15 protein-coding genes are annotated in these 14,392 nt (G+C 32.8%); 6 read left to right on the top strand and 9 right to left on the bottom strand.

What is annotated here, in order from left to right:
- Positions 1 to 61: 61 nt before the first annotated feature.
- The 5 genes from BWR22_RS02830 to BWR22_RS02810 all read right to left on the bottom strand — a co-directional run bounded on the left by BWR22_RS02830 (position 62) and on the right by BWR22_RS02810 (position 7,096).
- On the bottom strand, positions 62 to 607 hold the full coding sequence (locus BWR22_RS02830) for a ClpP family protease (protein WP_198033388.1): 546 nt from the start codon (positions 605 to 607) through the stop codon (positions 62 to 64).
- Between the two features lie 79 nt (positions 608 to 686).
- Complete coding sequence (trxA, locus tag BWR22_RS02825; protein ID WP_076731924.1) at positions 687 to 1,004, bottom strand: thioredoxin; 318 nt, start codon at positions 1,002 to 1,004, stop codon at positions 687 to 689.
- 158 nt (positions 1,005 to 1,162) lie between these two features.
- On the bottom strand, positions 1,163 to 5,554 hold the full coding sequence (dnaE, locus tag BWR22_RS02820) for a DNA polymerase III subunit alpha (RefSeq protein ID WP_076731923.1): 4,392 nt from the start codon (positions 5,552 to 5,554) through the stop codon (positions 1,163 to 1,165).
- A 200-nt stretch (positions 5,555 to 5,754) separates the two neighbouring features.
- Positions 5,755 to 6,204 carry a ferritin-like domain-containing protein gene (locus BWR22_RS02815; RefSeq protein WP_076734349.1) on the bottom strand — a complete coding sequence of 150 codons (450 nt, stop codon included), beginning with the start codon at positions 6,202 to 6,204 and terminating at the stop codon, positions 5,755 to 5,757.
- A 205-nt stretch (positions 6,205 to 6,409) separates the two neighbouring features.
- Positions 6,410 to 7,096 carry a DUF6252 family protein gene (locus BWR22_RS02810; RefSeq protein WP_076731922.1) on the bottom strand — a complete coding sequence of 229 codons (687 nt, stop codon included), beginning with the start codon at positions 7,094 to 7,096 and terminating at the stop codon, positions 6,410 to 6,412.
- A gap of 143 nt (positions 7,097 to 7,239) precedes the next feature.
- Here BWR22_RS02810 and BWR22_RS02805 point away from each other — a divergent pair, with 143 nt between their 5' ends.
- The 6 genes from BWR22_RS02805 (at position 7,240) to BWR22_RS02780 (ending at position 12,272) form a co-directional block, all read left to right on the top strand.
- Positions 7,240 to 7,743 carry a 30S ribosomal protein S16 gene (locus BWR22_RS02805; protein ID WP_076731921.1) on the top strand — a complete coding sequence of 168 codons (504 nt, stop codon included), beginning with the start codon at positions 7,240 to 7,242 and terminating at the stop codon, positions 7,741 to 7,743.
- 154 nt (positions 7,744 to 7,897) lie between these two features.
- Positions 7,898 to 8,428 carry a ribosome maturation factor RimM gene (gene rimM, locus BWR22_RS02800; protein ID WP_076731920.1) on the top strand — a complete coding sequence of 177 codons (531 nt, stop codon included), beginning with the start codon at positions 7,898 to 7,900 and terminating at the stop codon, positions 8,426 to 8,428.
- Positions 8,428 to 9,141, top strand: a complete 714-nt coding sequence (locus BWR22_RS02795) for a tRNA1(Val) (adenine(37)-N6)-methyltransferase (RefSeq protein WP_076731919.1) — start codon at positions 8,428 to 8,430, stop codon at positions 9,139 to 9,141. Before rimM ends, BWR22_RS02795 begins: the two co-directional genes overlap by 1 nt.
- Before the next feature lie 105 nt (positions 9,142 to 9,246).
- On the top strand, positions 9,247 to 10,425 hold the full coding sequence (locus BWR22_RS02790) for an acyl-CoA dehydrogenase family protein (protein WP_076731918.1): 1,179 nt from the start codon (positions 9,247 to 9,249) through the stop codon (positions 10,423 to 10,425).
- Positions 10,426 to 10,540: 115 nt separating this feature from the next.
- Entirely contained in the window at positions 10,541 to 11,323 is a 783-nt protein-coding gene (locus BWR22_RS02785; protein WP_076731917.1) for a DUF3050 domain-containing protein, read from the top strand.
- 49 nt (positions 11,324 to 11,372) lie between these two features.
- Positions 11,373 to 12,272, top strand: a complete 900-nt coding sequence (locus tag BWR22_RS02780; RefSeq protein WP_076731916.1) for a metallophosphoesterase family protein — start codon at positions 11,373 to 11,375, stop codon at positions 12,270 to 12,272.
- Here the strand turns inward: BWR22_RS02780 and BWR22_RS02775 are convergent.
- The 4 genes from BWR22_RS02775 to BWR22_RS02760 form a co-directional block, all read right to left on the bottom strand.
- Entirely contained in the window at positions 12,265 to 12,606 is a 342-nt protein-coding gene (locus BWR22_RS02775) for a YegP family protein (protein ID WP_076731915.1), read from the bottom strand. The two genes, BWR22_RS02780 and BWR22_RS02775, sit on opposite strands and share 8 nt — an antisense overlap.
- A gap of 61 nt (positions 12,607 to 12,667) precedes the next feature.
- On the bottom strand, positions 12,668 to 13,000 hold the full coding sequence (locus BWR22_RS02770; RefSeq protein WP_076731914.1) for a 2Fe-2S iron-sulfur cluster-binding family protein: 333 nt from the start codon (positions 12,998 to 13,000) through the stop codon (positions 12,668 to 12,670).
- 22 nt (positions 13,001 to 13,022) lie between these two features.
- Positions 13,023 to 14,084: an NAD(P)/FAD-dependent oxidoreductase gene (locus BWR22_RS02765; protein ID WP_076731913.1), complete on the bottom strand. Its 1,062-nt coding sequence runs from the start codon at positions 14,082 to 14,084 to the stop codon at positions 13,023 to 13,025.
- Between the two features lie 65 nt (positions 14,085 to 14,149).
- On the bottom strand, positions 14,150 to 14,392 hold the full coding sequence (locus BWR22_RS02760) for a NifU family protein (protein WP_076731912.1): 243 nt from the start codon (positions 14,390 to 14,392) through the stop codon (positions 14,150 to 14,152).

Genomic DNA, 14,392 nt, shown 5'->3' with positions numbered 1-14,392 from the left:
TTATTTAATAAAAAAAAAGAGAATAGAATTAAAACTCTATTCTCTTTTTATAATCTATATTTTATTCTAAAATTCCGTCAACAATTCCATAATCTTTAGACTCTTCAGCTCCCATCCAATGGTCACGATTAAAGTCTTTCATTACCTTTTCGAAATCCTGTCCACAGTTTTCTGCTAATATTTTAGCACTTAACTCTTTAGTTTTTAAAATTTCTTGTGCTGTAATTTCTATATCACTTGCTTGCCCACGAGCACCACCACTAGGTTGATGAATCATTACACGTGCGTGAGGTTGTATAAAACGTTTTCCTTTTGCACCTACAGATAATAAAATAGATCCCATAGAAGCTGCTAAACCAGTACATACTGTAGACACATCACTTTTTAAAGATTTAATCGTGTCGTACATTGCAAAACCAGAAGTAACATAACCTCCTGGACTATTTATATACAATGTAATATCCTTAGTTTCTAAGCTATCTAAATAAAGAAGCCTATCGATAACATGCTTTGCGCTTTTATCGTCTACCATTCCCCAAAGAAACACCTTTCTTTCGTCTAATAATTTACTATCTATTGCGTCTTGCGCTTTTGTTATTTTGCTCATTATAATTTACTTTTTTACTAAAATAAAAAAAGGTTTGCCATTATAGCAAACCTTTATCAATTCTTTATGAAATATATTTCTATAATAAAGCGTCGATAGCTTCAGCATATGCTGTTTTAGGAGCTACTCCAACTTGTCTTCCTACTACTTCTCCATTTTGAAAAACTAAAACTGTAGGTATGTTTCTTACTCCGTATTTTGCTGCAAATTCTTGATTTGCATCTACGTCTAATTTACCAACAACAGCTTTCCCATCATATTCCTCACTAATTTGGTCTATAATTGGTCCAACCATTCTACAAGGTCCACACCAAGCAGCCCAAAAATCTACCATTACTGGCTTATCGCTGTTTAATACTGTTTCTTCAAAATTTGCATCTGTGATTTCTAATGCCATGATATTTATTTTTTAAAATTGAATTTTACTTCTTGTTAATATACAAACTTAGTCAAAATTTTCTCTAAAGCTTACAAACTTATAATTTGTTTAACTTATAGCTGCATTGATTAGGCTTATTTATTTAACAATACACTTAAATTTATATTATATTTTTACTAAGAGTTTAATTTATAATAAATTTGATCTTCATCTAGCGCACTCAATAGCTCTTGTGTTACTTTTACTTTTTGTCTACGACTAGGCATTTCTAATTTAATTTGCTCTCTATTATCGTAAATTACAAAATCGAGCAAATGGCTACCAGGATGCATAGCAATTAATGATTTTAAATTATTAATCCTATCCGGCTCTAATTCTTTAATATTTAATTGAATGGATAATTTTCTAACATATTTATCCATAACATCATGTAACAATTGAAAGCTATTAAACTGTAATCTTGGATCACTCTTTTTACCTGTATCTCTATTTACCCAACCTTCTCGAACAAAGGTCTTTACATGTACAAACGTATTTTTTAATAAAAATGGTCGATGTTTTAAGTAATCTTCTCCAAAAATTCTAAACTCAAAAGAATCTGTATAATCTTCAATTGTAAATAATGCCCAACCTTTCCCTTGCTTACTTACACGATGTTGCACATCTGTAACAACACCTCCAAAAGTAATTTCTTTATTAACGTGTGGTGCCAAATCATTAAAATAAGCTATGGTTCCTGTACAGAAATTTTTCATTTCGGTTCTAAAATCATCTAATGGATGACCCGAAATATAAACACCAACTACTTCACGCTCTTGTGCTAATTTCTCCATAGTTCCCCAAGTTTCACATGGTGGTACTTGTGGCTCGGCTATTTGAACTTCGCTTCCTCCTCCAAATAAACTTACTTGAGCAGAGTTTTCATTTTCTTGATGTTTTGCACCATATTTAATTGCCTTTTCTAAAAAAGTTAAATCACCACCTTCTTTATGGAAATACTGCGCTCGATGCGTATCTGTAAAACAATCAAAACCGCCTGCAAGAGCTAAATTTTCAAAGGCTTTTTTATTAGCTGCACGCAAATCTATTCGTTTAGCAATATCGAATATAGATTTGTACGGACCGTCTTTTTTACGGTTATCTACAATAGTCATTACTGCTCCATGACCAACTCCTTTAATGGCTCCCATTCCAAATCGTACCGCATTATCTTTATTTACAGAGAATTTATAATAACTTTCGTTAACATCTGGGCCAAGTACAGGTAATTTCATACGTTTACATTCTTCCATAAAAAATGTAACCTGCTTGATATCATTCATGTTATTAGACAAAACCGCTGCCATATATTCTGCAGGATAATGTGCTTTTAAATAAGCAGTTTGGTAGGCAATCCAAGCATAACACGTTGAGTGCGATTTATTAAAGGCGTAACTTGCAAAGGCTTCCCAATCTTTCCAAATTTTCTCAAGCTTTTTAGCATCGTGACCTTTTGCACTTGCTTGCTCGATAAATTTTGGTTTCATTTTATCTAGTACCGCAATTTGTTTTTTACCCATTGCTTTACGTAAAACATCGGCTTCACCTTTAGTAAAATCTGCCAGTTTTTGCGATAGTAGCATTACTTGCTCTTGGTATACTGTAATACCGTATGTTTCTTTTAAGTACTCTTCCATTGCTGGCAAATCGTACTCAATATCTTCATCACCATGTTTTCTTCTAACAAAACTTGGTATGTATTCCATTGGTCCTGGACGATAGAGTGCGTTCATGGCAATTAAATCGTCAAAAACCGTAGGTTTTAAATCTTTAAGGTGTTTTTGCATTCCAGGAGATTCGTATTGGAATACACCAACCGTTTCACCTCGCTGGAATAAAGCATAGGTTTCTTCATCATCTAAAGGAAAGTTTTCTGGATCTAACGTAATACCATGCTTTGCCTTTACAATTTTAACCGTATCTTTTATTAAGGTTAAGGTTTTTAACCCTAAAAAATCCATTTTTAATAAACCTGCATCTTCTACAACAGAGTTATCAAATTGGGTTACATATAAATCTGAATCTTTAGCTACTGAAACAGGAACGAATTTAGTAATATCATCTGGTGTAATAATTACTCCACAGGCGTGAATACCTGTGTTTCTTACAGAACCTTCAAGTGATCTTGCAATGTTTACGGTTTCGGCTTGCAAATCTTCACCTTCAGAAATATTTAAAAGTTCGTTTATTTTTTCTAAATCTTCAGCTCTAAATTTACTTCCTAATTCTTTTTCCGATAGTCCAAATATCTTACCTAATTTAGACATTGTTGGTATTAGCTTCGCAATTCTATCGGCATCAAAAAGTGGTAAATCTAAAACTCTGGCAGTATCTCTAATTGATGACTTTGCTGCCATTGTACCATAGGTAATAATTTGTGCTACTTGATTACTACCATATTTTTCTATTACGTAATCCATGACGCGACTTCGACCCTCGTCATCAAAATCGATATCAATATCCGGCATACTTACACGGTCTGGATTCAAAAAACGCTCAAAAAGTAAGTTATACTTCATTGGGTCTATGTTGGTAATCCAAAGACAGTAAGCTACTACAGATCCTGCAGCAGAACCACGTCCTGGACCAACAGAAACATCCATTTTTCTAGCTTCGCGAATAAAATCTTCTACAATTAAGAAATAACCAGGATATCCTGTTTTTTCAATAACGCTTAGCTCGAAATCTAAACGTTCTATTACTTCTTCTGATAGTTCTTCGCCGTATCTTTTTTTAGCGCCTTCGTAAGTTAAATGTCTTAAAAATGCATTTTCACCACGTTTACCGCCATCTTCTAAATCTTCTTTATGCTGAAATTCCTCTGGTATATCAAAAGCTGGTAACAATACATCACGAGCTAATTGAAAACCTTCTATTTTATCTACAACTTCTTGTATGTTAGTAATAGCATCTGGTACATCTTTAAAGATGTTTTTCATGGCTTCTGCCGACTTGAAGTAGTATTCTTGGTTAGGTAAACCGTATCGATAGCCACGACCACGACCTATTGGCGTTGCTTGTTTTTCACCATCTTTTACACACAGTAAAATATCGTGCGCGTTAGCATCTTCTTGCTTTGCATAATAAGTGTTATTTGTAGCAACAACTTTTACATCATGCTTTTTTGCTAAACTTATTAAAGTGGGATTTACACGATTTTCATCTTCTTGATTGTGACGCATAAGCTCCACATACAAGTCATCTTGAAACGTTTCTTTCCACCAAATTAATGATTCTTCGGCTTGATTTTCTCCTACATTTAAAACTTTACTTGGCACCTCGCCATACAAGTTTCCTGTTAAACAAATTAAATCTTCTTTATATTGCTCAATAAGTTTTTTATCTATTCTTGGCACATAATAAAAACCATCTGTAAAAGCATGAGATGAAAGCTTCGCAAGATTATGGTAACCATTTTTATTTTTAGCAATTAATACAATTTGATAACCGTTATCTTTTCTGGATTTATCTAAATGGTTTTCGCACACAAAAAACTCGCAACCTACAATTGGTTTTATTTTTTTTATCTGTGTTGTTTTACCTTCCGCCTCTGCCTCTTTTATTTTATCTTCTGCAAACTTGTTATGCTTATTTACTGCATTTACAAAGTGAAATGCGCCCATCATGTTAGCATGATCGGTTAATGCAACTGCCGGCATATTATGTTCTGCTGCGACAGCTACAATATCTGCCACACTCATGGTTGATTGTAATACCGAAAACTGAGAGTGATTATGTAAATGCACAAAATCTACAGCTTGTAAATCGGCAATATTTTCTTTTATTTCTTCGGAAGAAATACCGCTTGATTGTTCCTTTTGTAGCCTTGCATTAATTTTAGCACTTTCCTTTTTTAAGTTGATGTGCTTTAAACCAATTAATTGTATTGGCTGCGGATTAGCTTCTGAAAACCTCTCGAAATAATCTGGTTGAACATCAAGTTCTTCTTTGGTATATTGTTGTCTTCTTATTAACTCTAAAAAACAACGTGTTGTAGCTTCAACATCGGCAGTGGCATTGTGAGCTTCTGCAAATGGTTGATTAAATAGATATTGATGTAACTCTGTTAAGGTTGGTAATTTAAATTTACCTCCACGACCACCAGGAATTTGGCACAAACTTGCTGTATGCTCTGTACAGGTATCTAAAACAGGTAATTCTTGTAATTGGTTTGCAATGTCTTCACGTACAAACTCTGCTCCCATTATGTTAAGGTCGAACTTTACGTTTTGACCAACAACAAACTTTGTTTTATTTAAAGCTATATTAAATTTCTCTAAAACCTCTAATAACTCAACACCTTGTTCTTGGGCTAATTCTGTAGAAATGCCGTGAATTTTTTCAGCATCATAAGGTATATTAAAACCTTCTGGTTTTACTAAATAATCTTCACTCTCAATACAGTTTCCCATAGCGTCATGCAATTGCCATGCAATCTGGATACATCTTGGCCAATTATCTGTATCTGTAATTGGTGCATCCCAACGTTTTGGTAAACCGGTTGTTTCTGTATCGAAAATTAAATACATAAATAGCTATTATTAAGGTGTTTTGCTAAAAAAGCTGTGAGAAAATATAGGCCTATAAAAATACATAAAAAAGATAGTTTAAAAAGTTAAAGTTATTAAGAGTTATAAAGACTCTATTTTTTAAAATACTTACACCTTTTTAGAACAAAAAAAATCAGCCTTTTAGGCTGATTTTTTTTATAGCAATTTTTTGTTTTTGTTTATGAAACCAATTCTAATTTGGCTTTTTCTGTATTAATTGCAGATTGTATTGCATCTCTATGCTTAGCTATTAATTTATCTATTGTTGGCGGTAAATTTTTTTCGGTAATCATTGTATTATATTCTTCAAGACTTGATTCCTCACCTCTAATAGCTTCTTCTAAAATAGCTTCTTCATTGTTAGATGAAAATGTGTTTTTTAAATTCATCCAGTTTCTGTGCATTGCGCCTTTAAATGTTCCAGAATCTTCAGGTATTTGACCATATTGTAAGATTTCTGTTCTTAACTCTTTTGCAAACGCACTTCTTTCTGAAGCTCTGCGCTTAAAGAACATTTTTAAGTCGTTACTTTCAACGTTTTGATAAGCATCTATATACCCTTTTTCGGCATCATAGTTTTTTACCAATAATTCATTTAATTTGTTTGAAATTTCTTCTGTATACTTCATAATATCTTTTATCATTTTAAATTCCAATACTTTTTTTAATGATGCGTATTGTTTCACATCAACATTCTCAATATAATAGAAACGTAAGGCGATGTCAAGCGATTTAACAGACTTTGTGAGTGTTATAGGGCTTTTTTAAGAGTAATTAACAAAAAAAGAGCGCAGTCTTACGACTGCGCTCTTTTTTAATATTTTTTATCTTGTATTATATACAACTTAAACCATCTATAATATCTTGTATTAATCCATCATCATCACCACAAGCAACTTGCTGTGTTGTTAATGCAGTTTTATAAGCATTACAAACATTAGCATAGTTTGCATCTCCAGGTGATGCAGCATTAAAATTAATTAATGTTGCTGCTACTACTGCAGAAGCTGTAGCACAATTTACATCTGCTCCTCCAGTACTTCCTACTGCAACACTTAATAAAGGTACTTTAAAAAAGAATCCTTTATTAACATTTATAGATGTTAATCCAGAATCGTTAAAAGCATTAAAGTAAAACTCTCCCGACACATAACCTTCTAAAACATTAACTTCTTTTAAATCTATTTGACCCGAAGCAGGATACACTTGCACACTAGGATCTGGTGCATTATTTGAAGAATATAAAACATCCTCAATATCTCTTAAAGAACCAAATGAAGTAGTTTCCACCACATCATGAATTCCTAATTCTGTAGAGTTAACCTCCAAAGTAATTGTTTCAAAGTTGTCCGAACCAACAATAGTTAATACTCCAGAATTACTAATATTAGCTCGATATGATGTAGCTTCCCATAAATTACCATCTTTTTCTCCTAAAAAAGCTGGTGTATTAAATTCTAATTCTTCTCCACATCCAAATAATGTAAAGATTGACAAGAATAAAACAATAATTTTTTTCATAATTTTTATATTTCGAAGACTCAAAAATAAAATAAAAAATAACAATGTGATACAATTACATTAAAAACTTGGTATTTAAATAAATATTGTATCTTTGCACACTTATTAATAATCGAGGTCGCGTACCTCACAAATTAATTTTTATGCCTGTAAAAATCAGATTACAAAGACACGGTAAAAAAGGAAAACCTTATTACTGGATCGTAGCAGCAGATGCTCGCGCGAAAAGAGATGGTAAATACCTAGAAAAAATAGGTTCTTACAATCCAAACACTAATCCTGCAACTATTGACTTAGATGTTGATGGAGCAGTAAAATGGCTACAGAATGGTGCACAACCAACTGATACTGCCAAAGCATTATTATCTTACAAAGGAGCTTTATTGAAAAATCACCTTGCTGGTGGAGTTCGTAAAGGTGCTTTAACTGAAGAGCAAGCTGAGAAGAAATTCGCTGCTTGGTTAGAAGAAAAAGCTGGTAAAGTTGATGCTAAAAAAGAAGGCTTATCTAAAGCGGAAGCTGAAGCTAAAGCTAAAGCGTTTGAAGCTGAAAAAGCAGCTAATGAAGCAAGAATTGCAGCTAATGCTCCAGTTGTTGAAGAAGAAGCTCCTGCTGAAGAAGCAGAAGCAACAAACGAAGAAGAATAGAAAATTAATTTTTTATACTTTTAAACTCCGATAAATTTTTTATCGGAGTTTTTTATTACAAAAAACTAAAAACTATTTTTGGTTAAGCGCAAACAGCACTTATGTAATTATTAATATATTTTCGCAATTGCGAAAACGAAACATAAATTATTAGATGACTAAAGACGAATGCTTTTTTCTTGGGAAAATTGTAAAAAAATACAGTTTTAAAGGTGAATTACTAATAAAGTTAGATACAGACGAACCAGATTTATACGAAAATCTAGATGCCGTATTTATAGATGTTCGTGGTAATTTAATACCTTTTTTTACAGAAAGCTCTCAATTACACAAAAGCGAATTACTTCGTGTAAAATTTGAAGATGTAGATACAGAAGCAGATGCCGATGCTTTAATTAAAAGCGCATGTTATTTACCACTTACTGCATTACCAGAATTAGACGATGATAAGTTTTACTTTCATGAAATTATAGGCTTTACAGTAGAAGACAAAAACTTTGGAACTGTTGGTACAATTAAAGGTGTTAATGATAGTACAGCTCAATCTTTATTTGAAATAGATAGAAATGGTATTGAAATACTAATACCAATGAATGATGAATTTATTGCTAAAGTAGATAAACAAAACAAAACCATTTTTGTTAATACTCCCGAAGGTTTAATTGATTTGTATCTTGAAGAATAATGAGCAAGCCTTTTAATTTTAAACAATTTACAGTAAAACAAGACCAATGCGCCATGAAAATTGGAACCGATAGTGTTATACTTGGTGCTTGGGCAAACCTTACAAAACAACCTTTTGCAACGTTAGATATAGGTGCAGGCACAGGAATTTTATCTTTAATGTTAGCACAACGTAGTCATGCCGAAGTTATTGACGCATTAGAAATTGATGAAAATGCATACGAACAATGTGTTGAAAATTTTGAAGCCTCACCATGGCGTGACAGACTGTTTTGTTACCATGCAGACTTAGCTGAGTTTACCGAGGAGATTGAAGATAAATACGATTTAATTATTTGTAATCCTCCTTTTTATAGTGAAGATTATAAAACTGAAAACAGACAACGCGACTTAGCACGCTTTCAAGACGCCATGCCATTTGAGCACTTAGTAGATAGTGTATCAAAATTACTTATAGAAGACGGCACATTTTGTACCATTATTCCTTTTAAAGAGGAAGATAAATTTATTGCATTAGCTTCGGCTGTAAACTTAAAGCCTAACAAAGTTACTCGTGTTCGAGGCACATTAAATTCTGAAATCAAACGTTCATTAATAGAAATGTCTTTCCGCGAAAGCGATATAAAAATTAACGAACTAATTATAGAAAATGCTCGACATGACTACACTAAAGCGTATATAGATTTAACAAAAGAATTTTATCTTAAAATGTGAAATTTAAATTGGGCAATGTAAGCTTTTTAGTTATTTTTGATAAACTAATAAAATAACGCCTTCTATTTTGAGAATTCCTCACATTTAGAGCAATAAAACTTATATATGAAACCAGATTTATTTGAAGCTCCAGATTATTACAATCTTGATGAACTTTTAACAGATGAACATAAATTAGTACGTGATGCTGCCAGAGAATGGGTTAAGCGTGATGTTTCGCCTATTATTGAAGAAGCTGCGCAAAAAGCAGAATTTCCAAAATCTATTATTAATGGATTAGCAGAAATTGGTGCCTTTGGACCTTACATTCCAGAAGAATATGGCGGTGCTGGTTTAGACCAGATTTCTTACGGTTTAATTATGCAAGAAATTGAGCGCGGCGACTCTGGTGTGCGTAGTACTGCTTCTGTACAAAGTTCGTTAGTTATGTATCCTATTTGGAAATATGGTAATGAGGAGCAACGTAATAAATACTTACCAAAATTAGCTAGTGGCGAATGGATTGGTAGTTTTGGTTTAACAGAGCCAGATCACGGTTCTAATCCTGGTGCCATGGTTACTAATTTTAAAGATATGGGAGATCATTATCTTTTAAATGGTGCAAAAATGTGGATTAGTAATGCACCATTTTGTAACGTAGCCGTTGTTTGGGCAAAAAATGAAGAAGGTAGAATTCATGGTCTTATTGTAGAGCGTGGTATGGAAGGTTTTACAACTCCCGAAACACACAACAAATGGTCGTTAAGAGCAAGTGCTACTGGTGAGCTTATTTTTGACAATGTAAAAGTTCCTAAAGAAAACTTATTACCAAACAAGTCTGGCTTAGGCGCACCATTAGGTTGTTTAGACTCTGCTCGTTTTGGTATTGCTTGGGGAGCAATAGGTGCCGCAATGGATTGTTACGATACTGCTTTACGTTACAGTAAAGAGCGTATGCAATTTGGAAAACCTATTGGCCAATTCCAACTACAACAAAAAAAGTTGGCCGAGATGATTACAGAAATCACTAAAGCACAATTGTTAGCATGGCGCTTAGGTGTTATGCGCGAAAACGGTACGGCAACCTCTGCCCAAATTTCTATGGCAAAACGTAATAATGTAGAAATGGCTATAAATATTGCTAGAGAAGCTAGGCAAATGCTTGGTGGTATGGGAATTAGTGGCGAATACTCAATTATGCGTCACTCTATGAACCTTGAAAGTGTAATTACTTATGAAGGTACACACGATATACATTTACTAATTACTGGTTTAGATGTTACAGGTCTTAATGCCTTTAAATAATATTAAATGACATATACCATTGTAAATAGATATTTGTAATAGTAAAAAAACCAAAAAGTATTAAAATGCGTTTCTATATAGAAACGCATTTTTTAATTTTGTTAAAAAGAAATTAATGAACATAGATCAAGTAAACAAAGAACTCTCTACACTTAGACAGCAATTAATTAACCATAGTTTATATAAAAACATTGAAACGACTGAAGATTTGTCGGTGTTTTTAAAATCTCATGTCTTTGCCGTTTGGGATTTTATGTCGTTATTAAAAGCTTTACAGCAAAAACTAACCTGTACTACAACACCTTGGATGCCAACTGGGAATCCAGAAACTCGTTATTTAATAAATGAAATTGTGTTAGCCGAAGAGACTGATATTACTTTAAAAGCCGAACGCAAAAGTCATTTTGAAATGTACTTAGACGCCATGAAAGAAAGTAATACATCTACAAATGATATAGATACTTTTTTGTTAGATGTAATAGAATCTAAAAATGTAATTATTGCAATAAAAAATAGTAATTTAAATACTGCTTTAAAGAGCTTTTTAGAGTTTACATTTAAAACTATAAACCAAAAAGAAGCTCATGAAATTGCTGCTGCTTTTACCTTTGGAAGAGAAGAATTAATACCAAATATGTTTACTGAGATTTTAAGCAAGTTGCAAGCTAATTTTCCTGAAACAAATTTAGAAGAACTTATTTACTATTTTAAAAGACATATTGAATTAGATGAAGATGAGCACGGACCAATGGCTATGAAAATGATAGAAGAGCTTTGCGGTGAAGATGCTAAAAAATGGGAGGAAGTTATTGCAACAGCTAAAGAAGCTTTAACCGTAAGAATTAATTTATGGAATAGTATTGAGACGGAAATAGCCTCAACAAAGGTTACAGCATAAACACTATAAGTAAAGAATTTTATTTATTTTCGTTTAAACTACCTATTTTATGTTTTCAGCTAAAAAGAGATTAGACCGTGCTTACAAAGGTGCCAAAATTGTGGACTTTGATAACTCTAGTAAAATTGTACTTTTTAGCGATTGCCATCGTGGTGACAATAGTTTTGCAGATGATTTTGCAAACAACAGAAACATTTATTTTCATGCCTTAAAACATTATTACGCAGAAGGTTTCACCTATTGCGAATTAGGTGATGGAGATGAACTTTGGGAAAACCTCTCTTTCGAATCTATATTACATGCTCATAAAAATGTTTTTCTTTTATTAAAAGAATTCCATAAGCGCAATCGTTTACATATGATTTGGGGAAACCACGATATGGTTTATAGAGATCCTAAATATGTTAAAAAACATTTATCTTCTTATTTTGATAAGGTAACAGGACAAGATGTTGAGTTATTTGGAGACATTAAATACGAAGAAGGTATTGTTTTAAAACACTGCCAAACCGGGCAAGAATTATTTTTAACACATGGTCATCAAGCCGATTGGTGGAATTTTCTTTTTTGGAAATGGAGTCGCTTTATGGTTAGAGTTCTTTGGAAACCTTTAAATGTTATGGGCATTGCAGACCCAACGAGTCCTGCAAAAAATTATACAGAGCTTATAAAAATTGAAAAGCGAACAAAGAGATGGATAATAGAAAATAATAACTTAATTACTATTGTTGGCCATACACACAGACCGCGCTTTCCAGAACCTGGAGACATTGCTTATTTTAACGATGGTAGTTGTGTACACCCAAGAAGTATTACTGGTTTAGAAATTGAAAATGGCGCTATCTCTTTAATTAAATGGCAAATTTCTACTAGTGATAATGGAAATTTACAAATTGTTAGAGTACTTTTAGAAGGACCAATTGCTTTAGATAAATATAAAACTAATTAATAGCCAACGCTTCACTTTTTAACTTTGCCTTGGGTGCTAAAGCTTTCATTTCTAAAATGTTTTTTGAGACAATAGATTCTTCTAAATAAGTAGAACTTCGTCCTAAGCTTGTTTTATTATATGGTTCTAAAAGCTCAAAACACCAACTTCCACATTCTAATCTAATTTTTCTATAAGAAGACAAACAGTTACTATAATTTATAAGATCTCTTATAGCCTGGAGACTTTGTACTTTAGAAGCGTATGCTTGACTTACAAATATAATTTCATTATTAATTTTTAGTAATACTCTAAACTCTCCACGTTTAGGTATATAAATTTCATAAACTGCCATAAATAACTAAATCTCTTACGAGAGTATTTACGTACAAAAAAGTGTTTTGGTTTTTTAGTTTTTAACTTTCTGGAGCTAATTCTACTTCTAGTCCTTCTAATTCTGGAGTAATATGAATTTGACAACCTAGTCGAGAATTATCTTTAACATAAAATGCTTCAGATAGCATCGCTTCTTCATCGTCTTGCATTTCTGGAAGTTGGGTATCACTTAACACGTAACATTGGCATGATGCACACATAGCCATACCTCCGCACACACCAATGGTACCTTCTTCGGCAAGCTCGAAAGAACGTACAACTTCCATTAAATTCATTGCCATATCTGTTGGCGCTTGAATGTTATGGGTATTGCCTTCTCGGTCTGTAATTTTTATGTTTATATCTTGTTCCAACCTTATTTTTTTATCTGGCTAATTACTCTATTTTTTTTACAACCGCCTTTGGTGCTTCTTTTCTAGTACCATCAAAACCATCTACTCCTGCTACTGTTGTATATTTCATTACGTAGCGCTTTCCTGGATTTATAATTTTATAAGCAGATTGACACATTAATGTTGCTTCGTGAAAACCACAAAGTATTAATTTTAGTTTTCCTGGATATGTATTTACATCTCCAATAGCAAATACTCCTGGAATATTGGTTTGGTAATCTAAACTATTATTTACTTTAATTGCATTTTTTTCTATTTCTAATCCCCAATTAGCTATTGGACCTAGTTTTGGAGATAAACCAAATAGCGGTATAAAGTAATCGCACTCTATTTCAAATTCTTTTTCTATATGTTCGGCTTGTTTTACAACAACTCCAGAAACTTCTTTATCACCAAGTATACCAACAACTTCGGCTGGTGTTACTAAGTTTATTTTACCTGCATTTTTAAGTTCTTGAACTTTTTCTACAGAATCTAAATGACCTCTAAATTCGTTACGTCTGTGAATTAAAGTTACTTCTTTTGCAACATCACTTAAAAATATACTCCAGTCTAGAGCAGAGTCTCCTCCACCGGCAATTACTACTTTTTTGTCTCTATATACTTCTGGGTCTTTTATAATGTATTCTACGCCTTTATCTTCAAAACTTGCAATGTTATGAATTAATGGTTTTCTAGGTTCAAAGCTTCCTAAACCTCCTGCTATTGCTACAACTGGTGCTTGGTGTTTTGTGCCTTTGTTTGTTGTTACTATAAAGCTACCGTCTTCTTGTTTTTCTATAGTATCTGCTCGTTCTCCTAAGGTAAAACCTGGTTCGAACTGCTTACATTGCTCCATTAACTTGTGCGTTAAATCGCCAGCAAGAATTTCGGGATAAGCAGGAATATCGTAAATAGGTTTTTTTGGGTATATTTCTGAACATTGTCCACCTGCTTGAGGTAATGCATCTATTAAATGGCATTTTAATTTTAATAAACCTGCTTCGAAAACTGTAAATAATCCAGTTGGACCTGCTCCAATAATTAGGATATCTGTTTTAATCATGAATTGTAAATTTCAGGTAACTAAGTTATAGCTTCTTCTATTAAATTAATGTGACAAAAGTCACACTATACTTCAATGTTAATAACTTGTTCTATTTGAGGCGCGTATTTTTTTATAGTCATTTCTACACCAGATTTTAAAGTCATCTGGTTAACACTACAGCCAACACAAGCACCTAGTAATTGTACTTTTACTAACTTATTATCTTCAATAGATAATAAAGAAATATCGCCACCATCGCTCTGTAAGAAAGGACGAATTTCATCAAGCGCTTTTTCTACATTTAATCTTAGTTCTTCTGTAGTCAT

It is taken from the genome of Lacinutrix venerupis, assembly GCF_001971745.1.
In the GTDB taxonomy this organism is placed as follows: Bacteria; Bacteroidota; Bacteroidia; order Flavobacteriales; family Flavobacteriaceae; genus Lacinutrix; species Lacinutrix venerupis.
Note: the sequence above shows the minus strand (reverse complement) of the source record. Positions and strands in the feature narration are given on the sequence as shown.

Excerpts from the sequence above, each read along its gene's own strand:
- BWR22_RS02815 (WP_076734349.1), bottom strand. The coding sequence starts at position 6,204 with ATGAAGTATACAGAAGAAATTTCAAACAAATTAAATGAATTATTGGTA.
- rimM (WP_076731920.1), top strand. The coding sequence starts at position 7,898 with ATGACTAAAGACGAATGCTTTTTTCTTGGGAAAATTGTAAAAAAATAC.
- BWR22_RS02830 (WP_198033388.1), bottom strand. The coding sequence starts at position 607 with ATGAGCAAAATAACAAAAGCGCAAGACGCAATAGATAGTAAATTATTA.
- BWR22_RS02810 (WP_076731922.1), bottom strand. The coding sequence starts at position 7,096 with ATGAAAAAAATTATTGTTTTATTCTTGTCAATCTTTACATTATTTGGA.
- BWR22_RS02785 (WP_076731917.1), top strand. The coding sequence starts at position 10,541 with ATGAACATAGATCAAGTAAACAAAGAACTCTCTACACTTAGACAGCAA.
- BWR22_RS02795 (WP_076731919.1), top strand. The coding sequence starts at position 8,428 with ATGAGCAAGCCTTTTAATTTTAAACAATTTACAGTAAAACAAGACCAA.
- BWR22_RS02760 (WP_076731912.1), bottom strand. The coding sequence starts at position 14,392 with ATGACTACAGAAGAACTAAGATTAAATGTAGAAAAAGCGCTTGATGAA.
- trxA (WP_076731924.1), bottom strand. The coding sequence starts at position 1,004 with ATGGCATTAGAAATCACAGATGCAAATTTTGAAGAAACAGTATTAAAC.
- BWR22_RS02780 (WP_076731916.1), top strand. The coding sequence starts at position 11,373 with ATGTTTTCAGCTAAAAAGAGATTAGACCGTGCTTACAAAGGTGCCAAA.
- BWR22_RS02805 (WP_076731921.1), top strand. The coding sequence starts at position 7,240 with ATGCCTGTAAAAATCAGATTACAAAGACACGGTAAAAAAGGAAAACCT.
- BWR22_RS02775 (WP_076731915.1), bottom strand. The coding sequence starts at position 12,606 with ATGGCAGTTTATGAAATTTATATACCTAAACGTGGAGAGTTTAGAGTA.
- dnaE (WP_076731923.1), bottom strand. The coding sequence starts at position 5,554 with ATGTATTTAATTTTCGATACAGAAACAACCGGTTTACCAAAACGTTGG.
- BWR22_RS02790 (WP_076731918.1), top strand. The coding sequence starts at position 9,247 with ATGAAACCAGATTTATTTGAAGCTCCAGATTATTACAATCTTGATGAA.
- BWR22_RS02765 (WP_076731913.1), bottom strand. The coding sequence starts at position 14,084 with ATGATTAAAACAGATATCCTAATTATTGGAGCAGGTCCAACTGGATTA.